The sequence below is a fragment of the Sphingopyxis sp. FD7 genome (genome assembly GCF_003609835.1).
In the GTDB taxonomy this organism is placed as follows: Bacteria; Pseudomonadota; Alphaproteobacteria; order Sphingomonadales; family Sphingomonadaceae; genus Sphingopyxis.
In genome coordinates this window covers 1800827-1824958 of the sequence record NZ_AP017898.1, presented here as the reverse complement: position 1 = coordinate 1824958, position 24132 = coordinate 1800827, and the positions used below count along the sequence as shown (strand labels likewise).

The 24132-nt window shown below is 65.6% G+C and carries 19 protein-coding genes; 7 read left to right on the top strand and 12 right to left on the bottom strand.

Features of this window, described 5'->3' with window-relative positions:
* Positions 1–50 precede the first annotated feature (50 nt).
* On the top strand, positions 51–983 hold the full coding sequence (locus SPYCA_RS08530; protein ID WP_120219796.1) for a winged helix-turn-helix transcriptional regulator: 933 nt from the start codon (positions 51–53) through the stop codon (positions 981–983).
* A gap of 55 nt (positions 984–1038) precedes the next feature.
* Here the strand turns inward: SPYCA_RS08530 and SPYCA_RS08525 are convergent, their stop codons facing one another.
* Positions 1039–2598: a sulfatase family protein gene (locus SPYCA_RS08525; RefSeq protein ID WP_232003611.1), complete on the bottom strand. Its 1560-nt coding sequence runs from the start codon at positions 2596–2598 to the stop codon at positions 1039–1041.
* A gap of 10 nt (positions 2599–2608) precedes the next feature.
* Positions 2609–4927: a beta-glucosidase BglX gene (gene bglX / locus SPYCA_RS08520; protein WP_120219795.1), complete on the bottom strand. Its 2319-nt coding sequence runs from the start codon at positions 4925–4927 to the stop codon at positions 2609–2611.
* On the opposite strand from bglX, the gene SPYCA_RS19010 reads away from it, so the two are divergent.
* The 3 genes from SPYCA_RS19010 (at position 4926) to SPYCA_RS08510 (ending at position 9799) form a co-directional block, all read left to right on the top strand.
* Positions 4926–5177, top strand: coding sequence for a hypothetical protein (locus SPYCA_RS19010; protein WP_146625107.1), 252 nt, complete (start codon positions 4926–4928; stop codon positions 5175–5177). The genes bglX and SPYCA_RS19010 overlap by 2 nt on opposite strands.
* Positions 5174–8227, top strand: a complete 3054-nt coding sequence (locus SPYCA_RS08515) for a TonB-dependent receptor (RefSeq protein WP_120219794.1) — start codon at positions 5174–5176, stop codon at positions 8225–8227. The genes SPYCA_RS19010 and SPYCA_RS08515 overlap by 4 nt, the downstream gene beginning before the upstream one ends.
* A 69-nt stretch (positions 8228–8296) precedes the next feature.
* Entirely contained in the window at positions 8297–9799 is a 1503-nt protein-coding gene (locus tag SPYCA_RS08510; RefSeq protein ID WP_120219793.1) for a glucoamylase family protein, read from the top strand.
* Between the two features lie 33 nt (positions 9800–9832).
* Here SPYCA_RS08510 and SPYCA_RS08505 read toward each other — a convergent pair whose 3' ends face one another.
* The 9 genes from SPYCA_RS08505 to SPYCA_RS08465 form a co-directional block, all read right to left on the bottom strand.
* The gene (locus SPYCA_RS08505) at positions 9833–10702 is read right to left on the bottom strand and encodes an endonuclease/exonuclease/phosphatase family protein (protein WP_120219792.1); all 870 of its coding nucleotides are present in this window, start codon (positions 10700–10702) and stop codon (positions 9833–9835) included.
* A complete protein-coding gene (locus SPYCA_RS08500; protein ID WP_120219791.1) occupies positions 10702–12048 on the bottom strand; it encodes a GH1 family beta-glucosidase in 1347 nt (448 codons plus the stop codon). Before SPYCA_RS08500 ends, SPYCA_RS08505 begins: the two co-directional genes overlap by 1 nt.
* The gene (locus SPYCA_RS08495; protein ID WP_172595018.1) at positions 12048–12800 is read right to left on the bottom strand and encodes a PHB depolymerase family esterase; all 753 of its coding nucleotides are present in this window, start codon (positions 12798–12800) and stop codon (positions 12048–12050) included. The genes SPYCA_RS08500 and SPYCA_RS08495 overlap by 1 nt, the downstream gene beginning before the upstream one ends.
* A gap of 23 nt (positions 12801–12823) precedes the next feature.
* Entirely contained in the window at positions 12824–13639 is an 816-nt protein-coding gene (locus tag SPYCA_RS08490; protein WP_120219789.1) for a carbohydrate ABC transporter permease, read from the bottom strand.
* Positions 13636–14532 carry a carbohydrate ABC transporter permease gene (locus SPYCA_RS08485; RefSeq protein WP_232003610.1) on the bottom strand — a complete coding sequence of 299 codons (897 nt, stop codon included), beginning with the start codon at positions 14530–14532 and terminating at the stop codon, positions 13636–13638. Before SPYCA_RS08485 ends, SPYCA_RS08490 begins: the two co-directional genes overlap by 4 nt.
* On the bottom strand, positions 14529–15797 hold the full coding sequence (locus tag SPYCA_RS08480; RefSeq protein ID WP_120219788.1) for an extracellular solute-binding protein: 1269 nt from the start codon (positions 15795–15797) through the stop codon (positions 14529–14531). The genes SPYCA_RS08485 and SPYCA_RS08480 overlap by 4 nt, the downstream gene beginning before the upstream one ends.
* A 16-nt stretch (positions 15798–15813) precedes the next feature.
* The gene (locus SPYCA_RS08475; RefSeq protein WP_120219787.1) at positions 15814–16842 is read right to left on the bottom strand and encodes a LacI family DNA-binding transcriptional regulator; all 1029 of its coding nucleotides are present in this window, start codon (positions 16840–16842) and stop codon (positions 15814–15816) included.
* A gap of 112 nt (positions 16843–16954) precedes the next feature.
* Positions 16955–18043 carry an ABC transporter ATP-binding protein gene (locus SPYCA_RS08470; protein ID WP_120219786.1) on the bottom strand — a complete coding sequence of 363 codons (1089 nt, stop codon included), beginning with the start codon at positions 18041–18043 and terminating at the stop codon, positions 16955–16957.
* A 26-nt stretch (positions 18044–18069) separates the two neighbouring features.
* Positions 18070–19440, bottom strand: a complete 1371-nt coding sequence (locus SPYCA_RS08465; protein WP_232003608.1) for an MFS transporter — start codon at positions 19438–19440, stop codon at positions 18070–18072.
* A 262-nt stretch (positions 19441–19702) separates the two neighbouring features.
* On the opposite strand from SPYCA_RS08465, the gene guaB reads away from it, so the two are divergent.
* The 3 genes from guaB (at position 19703) to SPYCA_RS08450 (ending at position 23033) form a co-directional block, all read left to right on the top strand.
* Positions 19703–21160, top strand: a complete 1458-nt coding sequence (gene guaB / locus SPYCA_RS08460) for an IMP dehydrogenase (protein ID WP_120219785.1) — start codon at positions 19703–19705, stop codon at positions 21158–21160.
* Between the two features lie 119 nt (positions 21161–21279).
* Entirely contained in the window at positions 21280–22470 is a 1191-nt protein-coding gene (locus SPYCA_RS08455; protein ID WP_120219784.1) for an RsmB/NOP family class I SAM-dependent RNA methyltransferase, read from the top strand.
* Positions 22471–22502: 32 nt separating this feature from the next.
* A complete protein-coding gene (locus tag SPYCA_RS08450) occupies positions 22503–23033 on the top strand; it encodes a tetratricopeptide repeat protein (protein ID WP_120219783.1) in 531 nt (176 codons plus the stop codon).
* A 274-nt stretch (positions 23034–23307) separates the two neighbouring features.
* Here SPYCA_RS08450 and rsmA read toward each other — a convergent pair whose 3' ends face one another.
* Positions 23308–24129 (bottom strand): 16S rRNA (adenine(1518)-N(6)/adenine(1519)-N(6))-dimethyltransferase RsmA, encoded by an 822-nt coding sequence (gene rsmA, locus SPYCA_RS08445; RefSeq protein ID WP_120222224.1) that lies wholly within the window; start codon positions 24127–24129, stop codon positions 23308–23310.
* Positions 24130–24132: the final 3 nt, after the last annotated feature.

Genomic DNA, 24132 nt, shown 5'->3' with positions numbered 1-24132 from the left:
TGACGTCATCCCGGCCGTCGCCGGGGTGACCGATTCAGCGAGGGCAGCCATTGAAACACGACCGCACCATCAGAGCCTGCTCGATCTGGCGCGCGCTCGATGTCGTCGGCGACGTGCCGGTGCTGTTGCTGATGGAACAGGCGTTTCTAGGCACGCATGGCTTCGACGAATTCGCCCGTCGCACGGGCCTCGCGCGCTCGGTGGTCAATGGACGATTGAAGAAACTTGTCGAAGAGGATTGCCTTGCAAAAGTGCCCAAAAAGGGCGGGCGCGGCTTCCACTATGTGCTGACCCCAAAGGGCCGGGATCAGTTTCCCAACGCTTTGATGATGCTGCGCTGGCAGCATAAATGGGAAGCCGACAGCCGCGATTTCCAGGTCCGGCTTCACCATGCGAGCTGCGGCCATGCCACCGAGCCGGTTCCGGTGTGCGCGCACTGCCGCACGGAAATCGATCCGCGCGATGTCGACTGGCGCGAAGGGCCAGGGCTGGCGCAGGTCGTCCCTCGATACGAGCGCCGTCGCTTCAACGGCGCGGTCGTTGCGCGGCGTCCCGGCGGGCGGCCGCTGGTCGATACGATGATCGAGCTGTTCGGCGACCGCTGGGCAACGCTTGTCGTCCGCGCAATGTTCACGCGCATCAACCGCTTCGACGATATTCAGCGCGATACGCTGATGGCGACGAACATCCTGACGGGGCGCCTCGATCGCCTGGTGCGGCAGGGGATATTGAAGACCGTGCCCTATTCGAGCCACGCCGACCGCGTCGAATATCGGCTGACGGCCAAGGGACGCGATCTCTATCCCGTATTGCTCGCGCTCCTGCAATGGGGCGACAAATGGTTCTCCGACGAGCGCGGGCCGCCGGTTTTGCTCACCCATCGCCCGTGCGGGCATGACCTTCATATGGTTGCGGCGTGCAGCCATTGCGGCGACGAACTGATATTGTCGAACAGCCGCTTCACGATCGAAGGAGCGAACTGATCGGTCAGCACGGGCGAGGCCTTCGTCTCGCGCTTCAATCTTACTGAAACAGGGTCTAACGCACCGCGGGCCCGCTGGTGTCGCCATATTCGCGGCGGAGTTCGACGAGCCGCTTTTTCATCGCGGCGATCGGTACCGTCATCGCCGGGTCGTCGATCCGATTGTTCATCTCGTTCGGGTCGGCCTTCAGATCGTAAAACTCCCACGCATCCAGGTCTTCGCCATAGAAACGCACGAGCTTGTAGCGCTCTCCGCGCACGCCATAATGCGCGCGGACCGCGTGAAAACCCGGAAACTCATAATAATGATAATAGACGTCCTTGCGCCAATCGGGCGGCGTGCGCCCGGTCAGCAGCGGCGTCATCGAGCGGCCCTGGATCGTTTTCGCCCCCTTTACCCCGGCAAAGTCGAGGAAAGTCGGTGCATAATCGATATTCTGGATCGGCGCCGCAATACGCGTGCCGGAGCGGATATGCCCCGGATACTGGATCAGGAAAGGCGTGCGCATCGATTCTTCATAGATGAACCGCTTGTCGAACCAGCCATGCTCGCCAAGGTAAAATCCCTGGTCGGAGGTGTAGACGACCACCGTATTCCGATCCAGGCCGCTTTCCTCCAGATAGTCGAGAACCGCGCCGACGCCTTCGTCGACCGCGGCGATCGTCCCCAGATATTGCTGCATGTAACGCTGATATTTCCAGATCGCGAGGTCACGGCCGGAAAGGTTGGCAGCGTTCATGCGGTCATTGTCCGCCTGCATAAGCGCGTCCCATTCGGCCTGCTGTGCGTGCGTCATCCGGTCGAAGGCGCCGGGCCAGCGATTGTAGCGAAGCTGCGCCGATCCCTTCGCGACGGTCATCTTGAGGTCGTGCCCCTCATACATGTCGCGGTAGATATTCATTTCCTGCATCGTCGCGGCCTTGCGACCCGCATAATCGTCGAAATAATTGGCGGGGAGGGGAAAGGTCACGCCCTGATATTTCTGCACATGGCGCAGCGCGGGCATGAAGTTGCGGTGCGGCGCCTTGTGGTGGATCAGGATCGCGAAGGGTTTCGACTTGTCGCGGCCGTTCTTCAGCCAGTCGAGGCTGTATTGCGTGGTGAGGTCGGTCGCATAGCCCTCGACGATGCTGCGCCCCCTGGGGGTGATGATGTCGGGGTTATAATATTCGCCCTGATCGTCGAGCACCTTCCAGTCGTCGAAGCCGATGCCTTCGGGCGAATAGTTGAGGTGCCATTTGCCGAACATCGCGGTGGCGTAGCCCGCCTGCGACAATGCGCGCGGCCAGACCCAGACCCTGTTGTCGAACTGGTTGCCATTCTGCCGGAATCCGTGTGCATGGCTGTGCCGCCCGGTGAGCAAGGTTGCGCGGCTGGGACCGCAGAGCGAGTTGCCGACGAAGCTCTGGGTAAAGATCGCGCCATTTTTGGCGATCCGGTCGATGTTCGGGGTCGGCGCCAGTTTTGACAGCTCCGAGCCATAGGCCGAAATCGCCTGATAGGCGTGGTCGTCCGACATGATGAAGACGATGTTCGGCCGGGCAGGGGATTGCGCGCCCGCCGCGGCGACAAAGGCCAGCGGCAGCGCGAGCGCGAGCGATATGCGGATCGTCACGGCCCGCCCCCTATTCGGTCAGCTCGAAGCTGGCTTCGGAGCCTCCGGCGGACGAGGGGCCGATCCACAATCTGAACGCGCCGGGCTCGCTGCCCCAGCTCATATCCTGGCGCGTGAAAGCGAGGTCGGCGTCGGTGAGCGTGAAACGGACCGTGCGTTTCTCGCCCTTTTTCAGGCTGATCTTCTGAAAGCCCTTCAACTCCTTGACGGGGCGCGTCACCGATCCGACGAGGTCGCGGACGTAAAGCTGCACCACTTCCTCACCATCGCGCGCGCCGCTGTTGGTAACGGTGACGCTCGCGGTCAGCGGTTCGCCGGGTCGGATCTTTGCCTTGTCGAGCGTGACCGGCGAGTAGGTGAAGCTGGTGTAGCTGAGACCATAGCCAAAGGGATAAAGCGGCGTGTTCGGCGTGTTGAGGTAACGCGAGACATATTTGGCGCCCGGTGCGCCGAGCTCGATCGGGCGGCCGGTGTTCTTCATGTCGTAATGGATCGGCACCTGTCCGACATTGCGCGGAAAGGTCACCGGCAGTTTCCCCGACGGGTTGTATCGTCCGTAAAGCACATCGGCGACCGCATGCCCGCCCATCGTGCCCGGATACCAGGCCTGGACGATCGCATCGACGTGGCCGTCGGCCCATTCGATGCTGTTCGGCCGCCCGCTCATCAGCACGAGGATGATCGGCTTGCCGGTCTTTTCGAGCTCTTCGAGCAGCGCCTGTTGATTGCCCGGAAGGTCGAGCGAGGTGCGGCTTGCCGCCTCGCCGGTCATATTCCAATGTTCGCCCATCGCGGCGATGATGACGTCGGACCTGGCGGCGAGCGCGCGCGCTTCGGCAAAGCCGTCGGTCTTGCCGGCATCGTCGAAATGATAGCTTGCGCCTTTGGCATAGGCGATCGTCGTTCCGGTGGGCGCGCCGGCCCGCAACCCTTCGAGCAAGGTTACCGGCCGCGTCCGTCGGTCGCCCGCGGCCGACCAGCTGCCGATCATATCTTCCTTGCTGTTGGCGAGGGGGCCGATCACTGCGATGGACTTTGCGGTGGCGGCCAGCGGCAGGACATTGTCCTTGTTCTTGAGGAGGACGATCGACTTGCGCGCGACGTCGCGGGCGGCCTCGAGGAACTCGGGTTTGTAGATGGTCGCCTTTTCGCGCGCCGCATCGGCATAGCGATAGGGGTCGTCGAACAGGCCGAGGCGATATTTCATTTCGAGGATCGCCTTGACCGCCGCGTCGATGCGCGCGGTATCGACCTTGCCCTCGGCGACCGAACGGCCAAGATTTTCCATGAACACCGCGCCCTGCATGTCCATGTCGACCCCGGCGTTCAGCGCCTGTTCGCCCGCCTGCTTCAAATCCCTGGCATAGCCGTGCGGCACCATTTCGTTGATCGACGTGTAATCGGTTACGACAAAACCCCTGAACCCCCATTGCTTGCGCAGCACGTCGGTCAGCAGATAGCGGCTGCCCGATGCGGGGACGCCATCATATTCGTTGAAGGCGGTCATAAAGGTGGCCGCCCCCGCCTCGGCGGCGGCCTTGAAGGGCGGCAGATAGACGTCGCGCATCGTGCGCTCCGAAATATCGACGGTGTGATAGTCGCGCCCGGCCTGCGCCGCGCCATAGGCGGCGAAATGCTTGGCGGTGGCGAGGATCGTGTCGGGACGCGACAGGTCGCTGCCCTGATAACCGCGCACACGCGCTTTTGCGATCTGGCTGCCCAGATAGACATCCTCGCCGGCGCCTTCCGAAATGCGGCCCCAGCGCGGGTCGCGCGCAATGTCGACCATCGGCGAGAAGGTCCAGTGAATGCCCTCCGCCGACGCCTCGATCGCCGAGATTCGCGCCGCTTTTTCGATCGCGGGCAGATCCCAGCTTGCCGCTTCGCCAAGCGAGATGGGGAAGATGGTGCGGTGGCCGTGGATGACGTCATAGCCGAAGAGCAGCGGGATTTTGAGCCGCGTTCCCTCGACCGCGAGCGCTTGCAGCTCGCGCGTATATCTGGCGGTATAGGCGTTGAAGATCGCCCCGACACGCCCGGCGCGAATATCCTCCTTGTAACTGTCGCGCATCGTCGGGCCGGTCGACTCCCAGTTGCTCGTGAGCAGCGTGAGCTGGCCGATCTTTTCGTCGAGCGTCATCTTCGCCATCAGATCGGCGATGAAGCGGTCCATCGCGGGGTCGGCGCGCTGCCAGCTCGCGGCATCGACCGGCGCCTTGTCGCTGGCGGTCGCCGCGGGGGCGGCGGCCAGCGGGGCAGGGGCCAGCGAGCCGGCCACCAGCAGGGTGGCGAGCGTGGCGCTTGTCAGATTGCGCGAAATCGGCGGCATGATTCGTCCTTCCCAGTCTATCGGCTTTATAGATTCTCACGCGGATTGGCCAAAAACGGCCAAAAACCGGCTGGTCCCCGATTTCGTCATCCTGTGTCGCTTCCCCCTATACAGTGATCGTGAAACCGGTTACAAATCAAAAAAACGACGACAGGAGTTTCCCGCGATTCGTCGCGGTCCGGTGGCAAGGCCGGGCGGCGCGCAGGGCGAGGGCGGGAAAGGTCGGGGCAAAAAAGGGAGGATGCTGTGACGTTTTCGCATGATGTTCGGAATAAGGTTGCACGCCGGTCGCGGACGCGCTCGCTCGCCGCGGCGCTGGCGTGGAGCAGCGCGGCCGCCGCCCTGGCGGTCGCTGTCGCCGCGCCCGCCCACGCCCAGGTGTCGAACGCCTCGCTGCGCGGCACGGTCAAGGCCGAAGGCGGCGTGACGCAAGTGACCGCGATCAATGTGGACACCGGCCTGACGCGCAGCGTCGCGGTCGGCGAAAACGGCAGCTATAACATCGCCTCGCTTCCCGTCGGCACCTATCGCCTCGAACTCACCACGCCGGGCGGTGTGCGCCGGACCGATGAGTTCACGCTGTCGGTCGGGCAAAGCGCGGTGCTCGACTTCGATTTCTCGCAACCCGACATCGCTTCCGCCGACGATGGCGCGATCATCGTCACCGGCACGCGCCTTCGCTCGATGGAAGGCGGCGAGGTCGGCACCAACATCAGCCAGCGCCAGATCGAGGTGCTGCCGCAGAATAATCGCAACTTCCTGGCCTTCGCCGACCTTGCTCCCGGTGTGCAGTTCGTGACCGGCGGCAACGACCAGTCGCGCCTGCAGGGCGGCGCGCAGAACAGCAGCACGGTGAACGTCTTCATCGACGGCGTCGGGCAAAAGGATTTCGTGCTCAAGAACGGCATTTCGGGCCAGGATTCGACGCAGGGCAACCCGTTCCCGCAGCTCGCTGTTGGGGAATATCGTGTTATTTCATCGAACTACAAGGCCGAGTTCGATCAGGTAAGCTCGGTCGCGATCACCGCGGTGACGCGGTCGGGGACCAACGAGTTCCATGGCGAAGCCTTTGTCGATTATACCGATCAGAGTCTGCGCGACCGTCGCCCCAACGAACTCACCGGTACCAAGGTCAAGACCAAGGATTTTCAGTTCGGCGGTGCGCTGGGCGGCCCCATCATCAAGGACATGCTGCATTTCTTCGTCACCTACGAAGGCAAGCGCCAGGAGAATCCGCGCGACATCACGCCCGGTTTCAACCTGCCGGTGTCCTATTTTCCGGCCGAGTATCAGGGCGTTTTCGGCCCGACAAACGCGACCTTCAACGAGGATCTCTATTTCGGCAAGCTGAGCTTTCAGCCGACTTCGAGCGATCTGATCGAATTGTCGGGACGGCACCGGCGCGAAAGCGGCGAGTTTCTGAGCAGCGGGATCAACGCGCGCGACACGATCAGCGCGCAGAAGGTGATCGAATATCGCGGCACGGCACGCTGGGAACACACCGCCGACAACTGGATCAACGATCTGAAGCTCACCTATGAAGATGTGCGCTGGGCGCCGACGCCCGTCGTCTTCGGCAATGGCAGCCTGTTCGCCTATGCTGCGCCAAATGCGAGCAATCCCGCGGTTATCGATCGTGCCGACATTCTGCGCATCGGGGGCGGCGCCAACTATCAGGACAAGGGGCAGAAGGGCTGGGGCATCCAGAACGACTTTACCTGGACGGGATTCGAGGGACACACGATCAAGTTCGGTGTGAAGTCGAAATGGGTCGAGCTGAACACGCTCCAGCTCAACAATTTCAATCCTGTTTACACCTACAACACCGCTTTCAATCCGAACGGCGGCAGCTTCAACGACGAGATTCCCTATCGCCTCCAGTTCGGTGCGCAAACCGGTAACGGCAGCCCGATCGTCAGCTCGGATAACTGGCAGTTCGGCATCTATCTTCAGGACGATTGGGAGGTGACGGACCGGTTGACGCTCAATCTCGGCCTGCGCTGGGATTATGAGCGGACGCCGTCCTATCTCGACTTCGTCCACCCCGCCGATGCGGTGAACGCCGCTTCACCCGCCAATTACCCCAATCTGGTCAACGCCGATTACGACATCAACGATTTCATTTCGACGGGGTCGGAGCGCAAGGCGTTCAAGGGCGCCTGGCAGCCGCGGATCGGTTTCAGCTATGAACTCGACGAAGACGCGCGTTTCGTGCTTTTCGGCGGGTTCGGCCGCTCCTATGACCGCAACCAGTTCGATTTCCTCCAGCAGGAAATCAGCGTCGGTTCGTTCGCGACGCGCACCTTCAACTTCAACACGGGCGATCCCTATAACACCTGCGCGCCGGGGCCGACCTGCGTTGCCTGGGATCCCGTCTATCTGACCGAGGCCGGCCGACAGCAACTCCTGGCGCAGGCCGGGCCGGGCGGCGGGCGCGAGCTGCGGTTCATCACCAACAAGCTGAAAGTTCCCTATTCGGACCAGTTCAGCCTGGGGCTGCGCGCCCGCGTGACGCCGCTTTTCGAGGCCGAAGTCGGTTACAGCCATGTCGAGAGCAAGGACGGCTTTGCCTATCTGCTCGGCAACCGGCGCCCCGACGGCAGCTTCTTCCCGCCGGCACCCTCGGCGCCCAGTTCGCCCTTCGGCTTTGCGCCGCCGGGTTTCGGGTCGATCATCATCGGCACCAACGGGCTCGAAACGCGCGCCGACACGGGATATCTCAAGCTGGTGAAAAACTATACCGCGGCCTCGCCGTGGAGCCTGGCGGCGACCTACACCTACACCGAAGCCGAGGAAAACCGGAACTTTGGCGAGGTCTTCAGCCTCGATTTCCCGTCGGTCGAAGATTATAATTTCGCGCGGTCGGCCGGGGTGCGCAAGCATCGCTTCGTCGCCGCGGGTTCGGTGGACCTGCCGATCGGGGTGACGCTGTCGGGCAAGTTTACTCTGGCGTCGCCGCCCTATCTCAAGGCGTTCGTGAATACCGGGGGTGTCACTCCATCGCGCACGGTCATTTCAAACGAGGCGAAGGGTAATGGCGACCGCTGGGGCCTGCGCCAGTTCGATCTGGCGATCATCAAATATATCCCGTTCCGCTTTATCAGCGACGAATCGCGGCTGCGCCTGCGGCTCGACATCATCAACCTGTTCAACGACCGCAACTATGTCGATTACAACAATAATCCGGCGGACAACACGCGCACGCCGTCCAGCCCCACCATCTATCGCGAGATTTCGGGGATCGGCGTTGGCGGCAATCCGCCGCGTACGGTAAAGGTCTCGGCCGGTTTCTCTTTCTGACCGGCTGACAGCGACGCCCGGCCTGCACCCCCTCCCGCCGGCCGGGCGTCATCTTTTGTGGAGTATCGAATGTCTTTTCGTATCGGGGCATCGCTCCTGCCCCTGGTGGCGCTGACCGCCGCTTGCACCGCGACCCCTGCGCCGTCCGCTTCGGGGCCATCCGCACCCCAGGCGCTCGCGCCGATGAGCGAGGCGGCTTTTTCCGAAGATCTGACCCGGCGGACCTTCCGCTATTTCTGGGACACCACCGACACCCAGCGCTGCCTCGCGCCCGATCGCTGGCCGAGCAATCCCTTTTCGTCGATCGCGGCGACGGGCTTCGCGCTGACGGCCTATGGCATCGGCGCCGAGCGCGGCTATGTCACGCGCGAGGCCGCGGCCGAGCGCACGCGCGACTGCCTGCGCTTCTACTGGACCGCGCCGCAAGGCCCCGCCGTCACCGGCATGACGGGGCACAAGGGGTTTTTCTATCATTTCCTGAACAATGAGGACGGCACGCGGCGCGGCAAGACCGAGCTGTCGACGGTCGACACGGCGCTGCTGCTCGGCGGCGTGCTGTTCGCGCAAAGCTATTATGATCGCGATACGCCGGTCGAGGCCGAGATCCGCGACCTTGCGGAAAAGATATATGGCCGCGTCGACTGGACCTTCGTTCAGCGCGAGCGGAGCCGGATTCCATCGGCCAATGGCGGCGGACAGAAAGCGATCGCGATGGGCTGGTATCCCGAACGCGGCGAAGGCGGCGATTTCGGGACGCATGACTGGGTCGGTTATAATGAGGGGATGCTCGTCTATATCCTGGCGCTGGGGTCGCCGACCCATCCCGTCGGCAAGGATGCGTGGGACAAGGGCTGGGCGGCCGACCTCGAAAAGGACTGGGGCAGCTATTACGGGCAGGAGCATCTCCAGTTCGAGCCGTTGTTCGGGCATCAGTACAGCCATGTCTGGGTCGATTTCCGCGGCATCCGCGATGCGTTCATGCGCGGCAAGAATATCGACTATTTCGAGAACAGCCGCCGCGCCACGCTGGCGCAGCGCGCCTATGGCGCCGACAATCCGAACGGTTGGACGGGCTATAGCGCCGACATCTGGGGGTGGACCGCTTCGGACGGCCCCGGCTATTCCAAGGGGCAATATCGCGTCAACGGCATCCCGCGCGACTTCAACGGCTATATGGCGCGCGGCGTCAGCGCGATCCGCGTCGTCGACGACGGCACGATCGTCCCGACCGCGGCGGGCGGCTCGATCCCCTTTGCGCCCGAAGTGACGATTCCGGCGCTGATGGCGATGCGGACCGAGTTCGGGCCGCGCCTCTACGCGCGCTATGGCTTCAAGGACGCGATCAACCCCAGTTTCACCTTCACCGATTTCGGATCGAGGTCGGGCGAGGTCGACGCGCAAAAGGGCTGGGTCGCGCGTGACTATATCGGGATCGATCAGGGCCCGATCCTCGCGATGATGGAAAATCACCGCAGCGGGCTGGTGTGGAAGGTGATGCGCAGAAATCCGCACATCATCCGCGGCCTGAAACGCATCGGCTTCACCGGCGGCTGGCTGGACAAGGTCGAATAGTGGCGAGCGAAGCTGTCGTTCAGCGCACCATCGTCAGCAACCCTCGCCGACGCACAGGTCGGCGAGCACCGGATAATGGTCCGACGGCAGCTTGCCGCCCGTCTGCTGCGTCAGTGTCGCGTGGCGCAGCACCGCCGTGCCCTTGTTCACGAAGATATGGTCGATCGGGCTCGGATCGTTCTTCTCGATCTTGAAGCCGGTGAAGGTGCCGAGCGGCCCGAAATGCGGAGTGCGGCTGATCGCCAGCGTGTCGGGCAACGCGTCGGGGCCGACGGCCGGGTCGGTGATCGCCTTGTGCGGCGGGCTTTCAAGCGGACTGTTGAAATCGCCCATGAGCACCACCGTTTCACCGCGTCGGCGGTTCGCGCCGATCCAGCGGCGGAGCTGCCGCGCGCTTTCAAGGCGCGCCTCGGTCCCGACATGATCGAAATGCGTATTCACGGCGAGCAGCGTCAGCCGCGAGCGCTTGTCCTTCAGCCGCGCCCAGCTCGCGATGCGCGGCAAGGCGGCGTCCCAGCCTCTGCTCGGGACGCCGGGCGTGGGCGACAGCCAGAAGGTGCCCGATGCGACGAGCGCAAACCGGTCGCGGCGGAAACCGAGCGGCGAAAACTCGCCCCGTTCCCGGCCATCGTCGCGCGCGACGCCGACGAAGCGATAGCCGGGCAGGTCGGCCTCGACCGCCTGCTTCTGATGCAGCAGCACCTCCTGCATCCCGATGAGATCGGGGGCATGATAGGCGATGAGCGCGGTGACCGCGCCGCGCCGGTGCGGCCAGGCGTTGTCGCCATCGGAGGCGAGGTCGAGCCGGATATTATAGGTCATCGCGCTGAACCGGTCGGCGCGCTCCCTTGCCGCCGCCGGAAGCGCAAGCGCGAGAGCGAGCAGCAGCGCCAGCCCGCGCATCAGCCGAGGTTCCCGCCGTTCGTGCGGATGACGCTCGAATAATAGCGCGCGCTGCGCTTGGGTGTGCGCACCTGCGTCTCATAATCGACGTGAACGATCCCGAAGCGCTTGGAAAAGCCCAATGACCATTCGAGATTATCGAGCAACGACCAGGCCATATAGCCGCGCACGTCGACGCCCTGGCGGATCGCGTCGCCGATCGCCGAAATATGCGTGCGCAGATAGTCGCAGCGCAGCGGATCGTCGACACCGTCGGGACCGGCCTTGGGCGGGTCGTAAAAGGCCGCGCCATTTTCGGTGATATAGACGGGGATGTCGCCATAGGTGTCGCGGAACCAGAGGAGCATGTCGGTGAGCGCGGGCGGATATACCTCCCAGTCGGTCGTCGTGTGCGTCGCATCCTGGCGGACGGGCGAGGCGCCGAGCGGCCATTGGTTCGGGTCGGCGCGGACGACGTTGCGGGTGTAGTAATTGATGCCGATGAAATCGACCGGCTGGCAGATGGCCTGCATATCCTCGGCAGGCCACTGGGGCCAGGCTTCGCCGAAGATTTCGGCGAGTTCGGCCGGATAGCTGCCCTTCAGCGCGGGATCGAGATACTGGCGGTTCATATAAGCGTGCGCGCGCGCCGTCGCCGCCACGTCCTCGGGGCTGTCGCTCGCCGGATATTTGGGTTCGATGTTGACGACGAGGCCGATTTCGTGCGCGCCCTCGCTGCGATAGGCCCGCACCGCCGCGCCGTGCGCGCGCATCAGATTGTGGCTGGCGATCGGCGCCTCGAACATGTTGCGATGGCCGGGCGCGAGCGCGCCGTGAAGGTAGCCGCCGTCGGTGATCACCCAGGGTTCGTTCAGCGTCACCCATTTCTTCACGCGCCCGTCGAGGCGGCGATACATGATCGCGGCATAGTCGGCGAACCAGTCGGCGCTGTCGCGGTTGAGCCAGCCGCCGCGGTCATCGAGCGCCGCGGGCAGATCCCAATGGTGGAGCGTCAGCAGCGGTTCGATGTCATGCTTGAGCAGTTCGTCGACCAGCCGCTCGTAGAAATCGAGCCCCGGTTCGTTCACGCGTCCGGTGCCTTGCGGCAATATGCGGCCCCAATTGACGCTGAAGCGATAGGCCTGAAGCCCCAGTTCCTTCATCAGCGCGACGTCGGCGGGCATCCGGTTATAATGGTCGCACGCGATGTCACCGGTGTCGCCCCTGGCCGCCATCAGCCGCGGATCATGGCTGAAACGCTGCCAGATGCTTGGCCCGGCGCCATCGGCGAGCGGCGATCCTTCGATCTGATAGGCGGCGGTGGCGGCGCCCCACAGGAAATCGTCGGGGAAGATGGTCTGCGTCATTATTTGTCCTTGTTCGTGATCGTCGGAGAGGGGAGCGCATGTTCGAGCAGCCAGGCGTAAAGCGCCGGGTCGTCATAGGCGGGATCCCAGGCATTGTGGCCGAGGTCGGGATAGATGGTCAGCCGCACCTTGCGCCCGCCGCAGGCGCGGATCGCGCGGGCCATGGCGAAGCTGCCTTCGGGTATCACGACATCGTCGCGGTCGCCGTGGAAGGCCCAGACGGGGAGGTCCATCAACCGGCACGCCTCGCCGGGATTGCCGCGCCCCGCGACGGGGGCGACCGCGGCAAAGCGGAGCGGCTGCGCGATCGCCCAGCGCCAGCTCGCATGGCCGCCGCGGCTGAGCCCCGTCAGGTAAATCCGCGCCGGATCGACGCGATAGGTCGCGGTGATATGATCGACCAGGCGGTCGAGCCTGGCAATGTCCCAGTCCTGACCGGCGCCGAGCAGCGGCGAAACGGTCAGGAAAGGAAAGCCGGCGTCGCGGTCGGCGATCTTCGGCGGACCATGGACCTTGACCTTCGCCACATCGTCGCCGCGCTCGCCCGACCCGTGAAGAAAGATCAGCAGGGGATAACGCTTCGTCCTGTCGGCCAGATAGCCCCGTGGCACGAACAGCTGGTACGGATAATTGTCCGACGCGATCGGCGGCTGGGGTGTCTGGCCCTCGACGACCGGCGGGGCTTTTGTCCTTGCGGCAGCGGGAGAAGCGGCGAGCACGAGGCCGAGCAAGGCCGCGATCCAGTAAGTCATGCGTCTTTCCTTGGTTGAACGGGTCATCCCTTGACGCTCCCGGTGGTGAGACCGCTCAGATAGAAGCGCTGGAGGGCGAGAAAGAGGATGAGCACGGGCAGGGTGGTGACGACGGCGCCGGCCATCATCAGCTCATTGTCCTGCACATGCTCGCGGCTCATCGCCGCGAGCGCGACGGGGAGGGTGTAAAGCTCCTGATCAGCGAGGATGATCAGCGGCCACATGAAATCGTTCCAGCTGCCGAGAAACACGAACAGCGCGAGCGTGACGATGATCGGGGTGAGGAGCGGCAGCACGATGCGCCGCAGGATCTGCGCCTCGCTCGCGCCGTCGATGCGCGCCGCTTCGAGCATCTCGTCGGGGATCGACAGGCAGTATTGGCGGACGAGGAAGATGCCGAAAATGCCCGCGAGCCACGGCACCAGCGCACCGGCATAGCTGTTCACCAGCCCCATCGCCTTGAGCTCGAGGAAAAGGGGCAGCATCCCGATCTGGCCCGGCACGACAAGCGCGGCGACGAGCAGGCGGAAGGTTGCGTCGCGGCCCCTGAAGCGCAGCTTGGCGAAGGCATAGCCCGCGGGGATGGTGAAGAGGAGCGCGAGCAGCGTCGCGAGCGTCGAGACGAGCAGGCTGTTGAGCAGGAAGCGCCCGACGCCGAAGGAGCCGAACAGGGCGCGATAATTGTCGAGCGTCGGATCGCCGGGAAGCAGCGGCGGGGGGAATTGCGCCGCCTCGCCGCGCGCCATGAAGCTGACCGACAGCATCCAGAGCAGCGGCGCGATGGTGAGCAGCGCGACGAGCGCCGCGAGCAGCGTGACGGTCCAGCGGCGAAGGCTCATATCGCGGCGCTCCGTCTGGCCAGCCGCAATTGCACCAGCGTCACCGCGAGGATGCAGAGGAACAGCAGGAAGGCGACCGCCGCGCCCGATCCCAGGTTCCACCATTTGAACCCTTCCTCATACATGAAATAGAGGATCGTCACCGTCGACTGCGCGGGGCCACCCTGCGTCATCACATAGGGTTCGGCAAAGAGCTGGAACATTGCCGCGACGGTCAGCACCGACACGAGCAGCACCGTCGGTGCGATCGCGGGCAGGGTGACGTGGCGCAGCCGGGTCAACCATCCCGCGCCCTCGATCCGCGCCGCTTCGTCGAGTTCGCGCGGCACCGTCTGGAGCGCGGCGAGGAAGATGATCATGGTATAGCCAAAGGTCTTCCAGCCGACGAAAAGCAGGATCGCGGGCAGCGATGCGGTCGGGCTGCCCAGCCAGTCGACCGGTGCGATCCCGACCAGCGAGAGCAGATAGTTGACGAGACCATAGCGCGTGTGGAGCAGATAGCGCCACACAACCGCCGTCGCCACGAGCGTCGTCACATAGGGCGCGAACAAGGCAACCCGCCACACCGGGCGCCATTTGAGCCAGCGCGAATTGATGAGCATCGCGGCGAAGAGCGACAGAGTGACGATAAAGGGGGTGCCGATCGCAACGAACAGCAAGCTGTTCGTCATCGCCTTCCAGAACAGGGGATTGGCGACCAGCCTTTCGTAATTCTGGAAACCGACGAAGCGCAGATTGTCGAGGTCGGCGAGCGCGTAGATGTCGAAATCGGTGAAGCTGAGGAATAGCGAGCCGATCGCCGGGATGACGAAGAAGGCCAGGATCGCGGCGAGCGCCGGCGCGGTCATCGCCCATCCGGCGCGCGCCTCGCGGGGGCGGCCCACGCCGGTCACAGCGCGCGTCCCCGGTCGAGCATCCAGCGCCTTTTTTCGAGCAGGCGGTCGGCGCGGCGGTCGATTTCGCGCGCGGCGGCATCGACGCCAAACTCGCCGCGCACCATGCGTTCGGCGACCACCTGCATTTCGGTGACGATGCGCTCCCATTCGGGCACTTTGGGCAGCGCGGTCGCACGGTCGAGCTGCGTGGCGAAAGGGGCGACGATGGAGTCGCTTGCAAGTCCCGCCGCGCGCCAGACCGAACGCCGCGCCGGAAGATTGCCGGTCAGCCGGTGAAGTTCGAGCTGAGCGCCCGGCGCAAGCAGGCGCGCGACGATATCCCACGCGGCGGTGCTGTCCGCGTGATTGGCGAAAACGACCAGGCTCGACCCGCCGGGCGCGGCCGAACCGAGGCCGTCGGGGCCGGGATTGGGCGCCGTACCCCATTTGTCCTGCATATCGGGCGCGAGGCGGCTTTTCATGTCGCCGATCGTCCACGGGCCCGACGTGAAGATGCTGAAATAGCCCTTCGCAAATTCGTTCCAGATGTTCGAAATCTGTGCTGCCGAGGCGAGCGGCGCGAGTTTTTCGTCGAACAGCGATTTGTAGAAGGCGAGCGCCGCCTTGAACTCGGGGTCCGAAAAGGCGCCGCGCGCATCCTTGTCGCGCAGAAGCCGCGCGCCCGCCGACAGCGCGATGGTCAGCAACTGCTCGAACTCGTTGAGCGGCAGCAGCACCGCGTAATTGCCGGGACCGGCGAGCGCCTTGACGCGGTGCAGCGCCCGCTTCCATTCGGCCCATGCGAGCGGCGGCGCGGCATAGCCGGCGCGCGCAAACATGTCCTTGCGGTAAAATTGCAGCCGCGTGTCGACATACCAGGGCACGGCCCAGGCGGTGCCCGCGATCCGATTGGTTTCGACGACCGCGGCGAACTGATCGTCGAGCAGCGCGGCGGCCGGGGCGGGCAGGGGGACGATCGCGCCGATCGCCGCCATTTCGGCGATCCAGCTGTTGCCGACCTGGCCGATTGCGGGCAGCGACCCGCCCGCGAAGCCGGTGAGCAATTTCTCGTGCGCCGCGCTCCACGGCAGCGGCTGCACCTCGACCGGCGGCAGGTCCGCGGGAAGCGCGAGCGTCTTTAGCAAAGCAGGAAGATTCGCCCCTTCATTGCCCATCGCCCAGATGGTCAGCGCATCGGCGCGCCGTGCGCCGCAGCCGCCGAGCATCGGCAGCAGCGGCAACGCCGCGAGCGCGCCCGTTAGCTGGCGTCGTCCTAACCGCATCGGGCGCCCTTGCGGATCACGGCTGCTTGGCGCCCGCCACGACGTCGGCGATCGGGCCGCCGGTCGTCCCCCGCACGGTCAGCTCCGGCGTCAGAATCGTCGCGTTCGCCGCGCCCAGCGTTTCGCCGCGCAACATGCGCAGCAGCAGCATCATCGCGGTCGATCCCAGCCGGTCGATATGCACCTGCATCGTCGACAGCGACGGGTTCAGGTGGCGCGCGAGCGGAATATCGTCGAACCCCGCGACCATGACGTCGCCCGGCACCGATTTGCCCGCTTCGGCGAGGCCCGCGATCAGCCCGACCGCCATCTGGTCATTGGCCGCGAACACCGCGTCGGCGGGCAACTGGCCCTGCACCAGCAGCCGCGCCGCCTGCGCGCCGCTTTCCTCGGAAAAATCGCCCGGCAGGATCGCGGGGGTGCGGACACCGCCGATTTTCGCCATCGCATCGGTGAAACCGCGCTGACGGTCGCGCGCGTCGCGATTATGCTTGGGGCCGGCGATATGGACGACCTGCTTCGCGCCGCGCGCCAACAGCGCCTCGGTCATCCGATAGGCGCCCTGGTAATTGTCGACGGCGACAAAGGGCAGGTCGAGCGGCCCGGCGTCATAGTTGAGCAGCACCGTCGGCAGCGCGGGGTCGAGATAGTCGGCGAGCAATTCGGGTTTCAGGTCGGGCGGCATCACCAGCAGCCCGTCGACGCGCCCGCGCATCGCCGCGATCGCCGCCGCCGTCTCGTGCGTGCTGCCGTGCATGTTGCCGAGCAGCAGGTGCATCCCCGATTCATGCGCGACAAGGTCGATGCCGCGAATGATTTCGGAAAAGAATTCGCCGAACAGGTCGGGCAGGATGACGCCGACGGTGTCGGTTTTGCGCCGCGTCAGGCTGCGCGCGCCGCTGTGCGGAACGAAGTTGAGCTTCTTGACCGCTGCCATCACCGCCGCGCGCGTCGGCGCGGTGACATTGCCGAGCCCGTTGATGGCGCGCGAAGCGGTCGCGACCGAGACCCCGGCTTCGCGGGCGACGTCTCTCAAAGTGGCCATGCCGAGACCCCCCTTTCGCTTGCATTGCGCCGCGCCGCGCCTGCGACTCGCGGGCCCCGCCCCGCGAGCATTACGGAAAGCTGCAAAGAGTAACCGGTTACAATGCCCAAGATCAAGGCCGTTCCCTCCGCGTTTCGATAGCCGTGCCCGACGGGTCGAAGAGGTGGAGATGTTCGGTCGGCAGACGCACGGGAGCGCTCGAACCTTCGCGGAGGCTGCCGTCGTCGCGACGCTGGCACGCGATGGGCCCGCCGCCCGCCGCGCTCTGCAAATGCACCGTTGCCAGGCCGCCGAGGCGCTCGATGAAACCGATCGTGAACGCCAGCGCGTCGGGAGCGTCGCCGATCCGGACATGTTCGGGCCGGATGCCGACCGACAGCGGCGTCCCCGCCGGCAGCGGCGCCGCGAGCGCGGGAAGGGCGATACGGCGTCCGTCGGCGAGCGCGGCGCGCCCGTCGTCCGCCATCGTCGCGGGCAGGATGTTCATCCGCGGCGTCCCCAGAAACTGCGCGACGAAGATATTGGCCGGGCGCTCGTAAAGCATCCGCGGGCTGCCGACCTGTTCGATCCGCCCGTCGCGCAGCACGACGATGCGGTCGGCCAGCGTCATCGCCTCGACCTGGTCGTGGGTGACATAGAGCGTCGTCGTGCCGAGCTGGCGATGCAGCCTGGCGAACTCGTAGCGCATCCGCACGCGCAGGTCGGCGTCGAGGTTCGAGAGCGGCTCGTCGAACAGGAAAATCTGCGGCTGGCGGACGATCGCGCGGCCGATCGCGACGCGCTGCCGCTGCCCGCCCGACAGCGCCGCGGGCTTGCGGTCGAGCAATCCTTCGATATTCAGGATCTGCGCGGCGCGCTGCACCCGCTGCGCGATTTCGGCCTTGTCGACTTTCGCGATCCGCAGCCCGAACGCCATATTTTCGCGGACGCTGAGGTGCGGATAGAGCGCATAGGATTGAAACACCATCGCGATGCCGCGCTCCGACGGGGCAAGGCGGGTCACGTCGCGATCGCCGATAACGACCCGCCCGCCGTCCAGCTCCTCCAGCCCCGCCACCGCGCGCAACAGTGTCGACTTGCCGCAGCCCGACGGGCCGACGATCACCGCGAACTCACCGTCGGCGACCTCGATCGATACGCCTTTCAGCACCTCGGTGGAACCGAAGCGCTTGCGTGCGGTCTCGATCGTCAGTCCCGCCATGCCTTCGCCCCTGCCCGCGCCGCCGTTCAGTGGACTGTCGCGCCGGCGCTTGCCTGGCGCGCGGGCGTTCGCGCCGCGGCGAGCGCGAAGACGCAGAGCGCGGCATAGCATATCGCCGGCAGCAGGACCGCCGTGCCATAATCGGTCGCTTCCGACAGATGCCCGACGAGCCAGGGGATGATCGCGCCGCCGATGATCGCGGTGCAGAGCAGCCCCGACGTCGCCTCGGCGCGCGCGGTCGAACGTTCGAGCGTCAGCGAGAAGATCACCGGAAACATCACCGAGTTGAACAGGCCGATTCCCAACGCGACGAAACCCGCGCCGACCCCGCCGACGAGCACGACATAAAGGCACATGAGGAACGCCGCGGCGGTAAAGACAAGCAGCAGCTTCGCCGCCGACACGCGCGCGAGCAATATGGATCCGATCGCGCGCCCGACCATCGCGCCGCCCCAATAGAAGGCGACCGCCTTGCCTGCTTCCTGCAACGACACGCCGGGGAGGCCGTCGCTGCCCATTGCGAAGCCGAGCAGCGGCACACCAAAGGCGGCGTCGGACCGGCCCCAGATCGCGTCGCTGTTGAGGAACCACGCCATCTGCGTGCCGATCGCGACCTCGGCGCCGACATAGAGGAAGATCGCAAGCGCGCCGAGACAGGCCCAGCGCGACGCGAAGGCCTCGCTGACCAGTTCGCCCATGCCCGCGCGCGCGCCGACGGGGGCAGGCGGGACGGCGGCATCGACGATCCGGCGGCTGACCCAGAAAAATATGAGGAGCGCGAGGATCAGCCCGCAGATCCAGAAATAGGCGCTGTCGATGCCCGCGAGCGCCTGCGCGCGCGCGGCGTCGGTCACGACGCTGCCTTCCTTCACCTCGACGCCTTCGAGGAACAGGTGCGCGCCGACCAGCGGCCCGAGGAAGGTGCCGAAGCTGTTGAAGGTCTGGCTGAACGTCAGGCGGAAATGACTCCGCCGCGGATCGCCGAGTGCGGTCGCGAGCGGGTTCGCCGCGACCTGGAGGATCGTGATGCCGGCGGCCAGCATGAACAATCCCGCGAGCACGAGCGGATAGACGGCGAGGTTTGCGGCGGCGAGCATCACGAGGCAGCCCGCAGCCATCGTCGCCAGCGCGGTCAGGATCGAGGGCACCGAATGGAAGCGCGCGATCAGCGCGGCCGCTGGAAAGGACATCACGCCATAGGCGATGAAAAAGGCAAAGGCCGACAATTGCGCCTCGGCATCGCTGAGCGTGAAAATGCCCTTCACGGCCGCGACGAGCGGGTCGATCAGCGAGGTGATGAAGCCCCAGGCAAAGAAGAGGACGGTTACCGCCGCAAAGGCCGCCATCGCGGTCGATCGCCCGCCGGGCCGGGCGGACGCCTGATTCGGCACGTCCATGCAGATATCCTCTTCACCGAAACTATGTTATGCCATGGGTCTAACGGGACGCCGGAACCAATGCAACCGGTTACATCCGTCTTCCCGAAGCGCCTGTCACCAAGCGCGCCCCCAGCGCCGACGGCCGCGCGAAATAATCGGTCGCCGCCCACTGGCGCGCGCGGGCGCGACTGGTTACATGGGCCGCCACCAAATGATTCGCGCGTGCCGGCCCCGATCAAGCGGGACACGGGCACCGCCTTGCAGCAGAAAGTGGCGACCCATGGAAATCATCACCGGCCTGACCTTTGACGATGTGCTGCTGGTGCCCGGCGCCTCGGACATATTGCCGTCGGATGCCAATCTGGCGACGCAGCTGACCGGTGAGATCGGCCTCAACATTCCCATCCTGTCGTCGGCGATGGACACGGTGACCGAGGCCGACATGGCGATCCTGATGGCACAGATCGGCGGCATTGGCGTCCTCCACCGCAATCTGACGATCGAGGAACAGGCGGCTGCCGTGCGGCAGGTCAAGCGGTTCGAGAGCGGTATGATCGTCAACCCGATTACCATCGGACCCGACGCGCCGCTGTCCGAGGCGAAAGCGCTTATGGCGCAGCATCGGATTTCGGGCATTCCCGTCGTCGAAACGGGTGGCAGGCTTGTCGGCATCCTGACCCACCGCGATGTGCGTTTCGCCGACAATCCGGGCCAGCCGGTGCGCGAGTTGATGACCGCCGATAATCTGGCGACCGTGCGTCCCGGCGTCGGCCAGGACGAGGCGCGAAGGCTGCTTCACCAGCGGCGCATCGAAAAGCTGCTCGTCGTCGACGACGATTATCACTGCATCGGCCTCATCACCGTCAAGGACATGGAAAAGGCGGTCAATTTCCCCGACGCGACAAAGGATGCCAGCGGCCGCCTGCGCGTCGCGGCGGCGACCAACACCGGCGACAGCGGGGTCGAGCGCGCCGAGGCGCTGCTCGATGCCGAATGCGACCTGATCGTCGTCGATACCGCGCACGGCCACAGCAAGGGCGTCGGCCAGACCGTCGAACGCATCAAGAAATTGTCGAACCGCGTGCAGGTGCTCGCGGGCAATGTCGCAACCGGCGACGCGACCAGGGCGCTGATCGACGCGGGCGCCGACGGCGTAAAGGTGGGCATCGGTCCGGGCTCGATCTGCACCACGCGCGTCGTCGCGGGGGTCGGCGTGCCGCAGCTGACCGCGATCCTCGACAGCGTCGAGGCGGCGGCGAAGCTCGGCGTGCCGGTGATCGCCGATGGCGGACTGCGCACCTCGGGCGACATCGCCAAGGCCTTGGCGGCCGGCGCGTCGAGCGTGATGGTCGGCTCGCTGCTCGCGGGGACCGCCGAGGCGCCCGGCGAGACCTTCCTGTTCCAGGGGCGCACCTATAAAAGCTATCGCGGCATGGGCAGCGTCGGCGCGATGGCGCGCGGCTCGGCCGACCGCTATTTCCAGCAGGACATCAAGGACCAGATGAAGCTGGTCCCCGAAGGGATCGAGGGGCAGGTGCCGTTCAAGGGCCCCGCGAAAGACGTGATCCATCAGCTTGTCGGCGGCGTGAAGGCGGCGATGGGCTATACGGGCAGCCGCACGCTCAAGGATCTGCGCGAACGCGCGAAGTTCGTGCGCATCACCAACGCGGGCCTGCGCGAAAGCCATGTCCACGACGTCGCGATCACGCGCGAGGCGCCGAACTATCCGGCGGGTTGAGGAAACAGCTTTCGTCATTGCGAGGAGCGAAGCGACGAAGCAATCTCCAGCGATCGTCGCGCAAGGGTTCTGGCTGGAGATTGCTTCGCTTCGCTCGCAATGACGAGGAATTGTGAATTATGACCCCCGCCGCCCGCCTTCAGACCGCCATCGAAATCCTCGATCTGATCGCCGCCGCCGCGCGCGAGGGCGGGGCGCCCGCCGATGCGATTTTTGCCGAAGCGATGCGCGCGCGCCGCTTTGCGGGGTCGAAGGACCGCCGCGCGATCCGCGCGCTGGTCTATGACGCGATCCGCGCCGTGCGCTCGGCCCCCGCATCGGGACGCGCCGCGATGCTCGCGCTTGCCGAGGCGCAGCCCGACCTTGCTGCGCTATTCGACGGTTCGACTTATGGTCCCGCTCCCGTCGCCGCCGATGAGCCACGCGCCCGGACCGGCGTTGCCGCCGAGGCGCTGATCGACCTGTTCGACCCGCTCGTCGGCGAAGCCGAGCGGGGCGCAATGCTTGCCCGCGCGCCGCTCGACCTTCGCGCCAACCGGCTGAGGGCATCGCGCGACGATATGGCAACGCTCTTTCCCGAAGGCGCGCCGATCCCCGGCGCCCCCGACGGCTGGCGCCTGCCGCCCGAAACCGCGGCGGTTCAGCACCCCGCCTACACCGAGGGCGCATTCGAGGTGCAGGACGCCGCAAGCCAATATGCGTCTGCCGCGCTGGATGTCGCGCCGGGACAGGCGATTGTCGACCTTTGCGCCGGTGGCGGCGGCAAGACGCTCGCCATCGCGTCGCTCACCGGCGACGCCGCCGATATTCTGGCCTGCGACACCAATCGCGCGCGCCTGCAACAATTGCCGCCGCGCGCCGAGCGGGCGGGGGCGACGCGGATCGAGACGCGGCTGCTCAATCCGGGGCAGGAAGAAACGATGCTCGCCGACCGGCGCGGACGCGCCGACCGTGTGTTCGTCGACGCGCCCTGTTCGGGCAGCGGCACCTGGCGGCGCAGCCCCGAACTGCGCTGGCGGCTCACCCCGGCGCGGCTCGAACGCCATCTTGCCGATCAGGCGAAGCTGATCGACCTTGGCGCCGATCTGGTGGCGCCCGGCGGCAAACTTCTTTATGCTGTCTGCTCGATCATCGCGCGCGAGGGGCGGGCACAGGTGGATGAGTTTCTGAACCGGCATCCCGGCTGGACGGCCGACGCCGATTATCTTCCCGGCGGCATCGGACGCGCGGCGGGCGCGGGTTTCCTGCTGACTCCGGCGCAGGATGGATGCGACGGATTTTTTCTCGCACGGCTGACATCGCCATGTTAGCATCGTCTGCATTCAATCGATGGGAGAGAGCGATGCGCATCACTTTGCTGGCCCTTGGCGCCGGTCTTGTTCTGGCCAGCCTGCCGACCGCCTCCGATGCACAACGCGCCGACAAGGATATTCTCCCGCGCTCGATCGCGCTCCAGCATGAAGGGGAGCAGGCGCAGCAAGCCGGCGATCTGAATCTTGCCATCGACTATTATGAATCGGCGCTCGCCGCGGACCCGCGCAACCGTTCGGCGATCATCGCGCTGGCGCAGGTCGCGCGCGCGCAGGGCCTGCCGGGAAAAGCGATCGGCCTGTATCGCGAAGCGCTGGTGCTCGAACCCAATGATGTTGTCGCGCTGACCGGCCAGGGCGAGGCGCTCGCCGACAAGGGCGCGCTCGAACTGGCGCGTGAAAAACTGGCCGAGGCGACGCGGGTGTGCAAGGGCCAATGCCCGCAGGTCGCGGCGCTGGAAAAGACGATCGCGTCGAACGCATCGAAGCGCGTCGTTGCCGCCGAAGCGCTGGTGCCGAAGCCGGTGGTCGCTACGGTAAAGCCCGCCAGCGGTCAGAATTGATCGCCGCCCCGGCGAAGGGCGCGCTTTTATCCGGGTACAATCGGGAATGGCGGCTAGCGGCCGGAAGCTGCCATTCTCTCCCCTCCCGCTTGCGGGAGGGGTCGGGGGTGGGCAGCAGCGTGGCAATGGCCCACCCCGCTGCGACTAACGAACAAAGTTCGTAAGTCTCGCTGCCCCTCCCGCTTGCGGGAGGGGAGACCAGCGCAACCCCTCAATGTCCGCTAACCACCCCAAAGCAGACACTCCGGTCGTTACAAGGCAAAAGCGATTTCCGTCAGCGACCCAGCGCGCGCGTCAATGCCACCCACTCGCCGACGCTCACCGTTTCGGCGCGGCGTGTCGGGTCGATTCCGAGCGCCTCGGCGGCGGCGACGGCACCGTCGACGCCCTTCAGGCTCTGCCGCAGCATCTTGCGGCGCTGGCCAAAGCCTTTTTCGGTGAGGCGCGACAGGAGGCGCGAGTCGATGCCTTCGGGCTGTTCGGCGGGCGTCACATGGACGATCGCCGACATGACCTTGGGCGGCGGGGTGAAGGCCGAACGATGCACTTTCATCGCGATCTTCGCATTCGCGCGCCACTGCGCGAGGACGGCGAGCCGACCATAGGCGTTCGTGCCCACCGGTGCCACGATGCGTTCGGCGACCTCCTGCTGAAACATCAGCGTCAGTGACAGCCAGCGCGGCGGCCACGCCGCGGGCTCCAGCCAGCGCGTGAACAGCGCCGTGCCGACATTATAGGGCAGGTTGGCGACGATATGATAAGCTTCGCCGCCGGTCAGGGTGTCGACATCGACCGCCATCGCGTCGTCGGCGATCACGTCGAGTTGCCCCGGAAACGCGTCCGCCAGCTCGGCGAGCAGGGGCAGGCAGCGGTCGTCGCGCTCGACCGCGATGACCTTGGCTCCCGCACGGAGCAGCGCGCGCGTCAGGCCGCCGGGGCCGGGGCCGACCTCGAACACTGTCGCGCCATGAAGGTCGCCGGGGATGGCCGCAATGCGATCGAGCAATTGCTCATCGAACAGGAAGTTCTGCCCCAGCGCCTTGCTCGCCGACAGGCCGTGGGTGCGCACCGTCTCGCGCAGCGGCGGCAGCGGCATCTG

Coding starts and splice junctions, on each gene's coding strand:
- SPYCA_RS08505 (WP_120219792.1), bottom strand. CDS start 10,702: ATGCGCGGGCTGGCGCTGCTGCTCGCTCTCGCGCTTGCGCTTCCGGCG.
- SPYCA_RS08510 (WP_120219793.1), top strand. CDS start 8,297: ATGTCTTTTCGTATCGGGGCATCGCTCCTGCCCCTGGTGGCGCTGACC.
- guaB (WP_120219785.1), top strand. CDS start 19,703: ATGGAAATCATCACCGGCCTGACCTTTGACGATGTGCTGCTGGTGCCC.
- rsmA (WP_120222224.1), bottom strand. CDS start 24,129: ATGCCGCTGCCGCCGCTGCGCGAGACGGTGCGCACCCACGGCCTGTCG.
- SPYCA_RS08480 (WP_120219788.1), bottom strand. CDS start 15,797: ATGCGGTTAGGACGACGCCAGCTAACGGGCGCGCTCGCGGCGTTGCCG.
- bglX (WP_120219795.1), bottom strand. CDS start 4,927: ATGCCGCCGATTTCGCGCAATCTGACAAGCGCCACGCTCGCCACCCTG.
- SPYCA_RS08475 (WP_120219787.1), bottom strand. CDS start 16,842: ATGGCCACTTTGAGAGACGTCGCCCGCGAAGCCGGGGTCTCGGTCGCG.
- SPYCA_RS08490 (WP_120219789.1), bottom strand. CDS start 13,639: ATGAGCCTTCGCCGCTGGACCGTCACGCTGCTCGCGGCGCTCGTCGCG.
- SPYCA_RS19010 (WP_146625107.1), top strand. CDS start 4,926: ATGATTCGTCCTTCCCAGTCTATCGGCTTTATAGATTCTCACGCGGAT.
- SPYCA_RS08495 (WP_172595018.1), bottom strand. CDS start 12,800: ATGACTTACTGGATCGCGGCCTTGCTCGGCCTCGTGCTCGCCGCTTCT.
- SPYCA_RS08500 (WP_120219791.1), bottom strand. CDS start 12,048: ATGACGCAGACCATCTTCCCCGACGATTTCCTGTGGGGCGCCGCCACC.
- SPYCA_RS08455 (WP_120219784.1), top strand. CDS start 21,280: ATGACCCCCGCCGCCCGCCTTCAGACCGCCATCGAAATCCTCGATCTG.
- SPYCA_RS08450 (WP_120219783.1), top strand. CDS start 22,503: ATGCGCATCACTTTGCTGGCCCTTGGCGCCGGTCTTGTTCTGGCCAGC.
- SPYCA_RS08470 (WP_120219786.1), bottom strand. CDS start 18,043: ATGGCGGGACTGACGATCGAGACCGCACGCAAGCGCTTCGGTTCCACC.
- SPYCA_RS08465 (WP_232003608.1), bottom strand. CDS start 19,440: ATGGACGTGCCGAATCAGGCGTCCGCCCGGCCCGGCGGGCGATCGACC.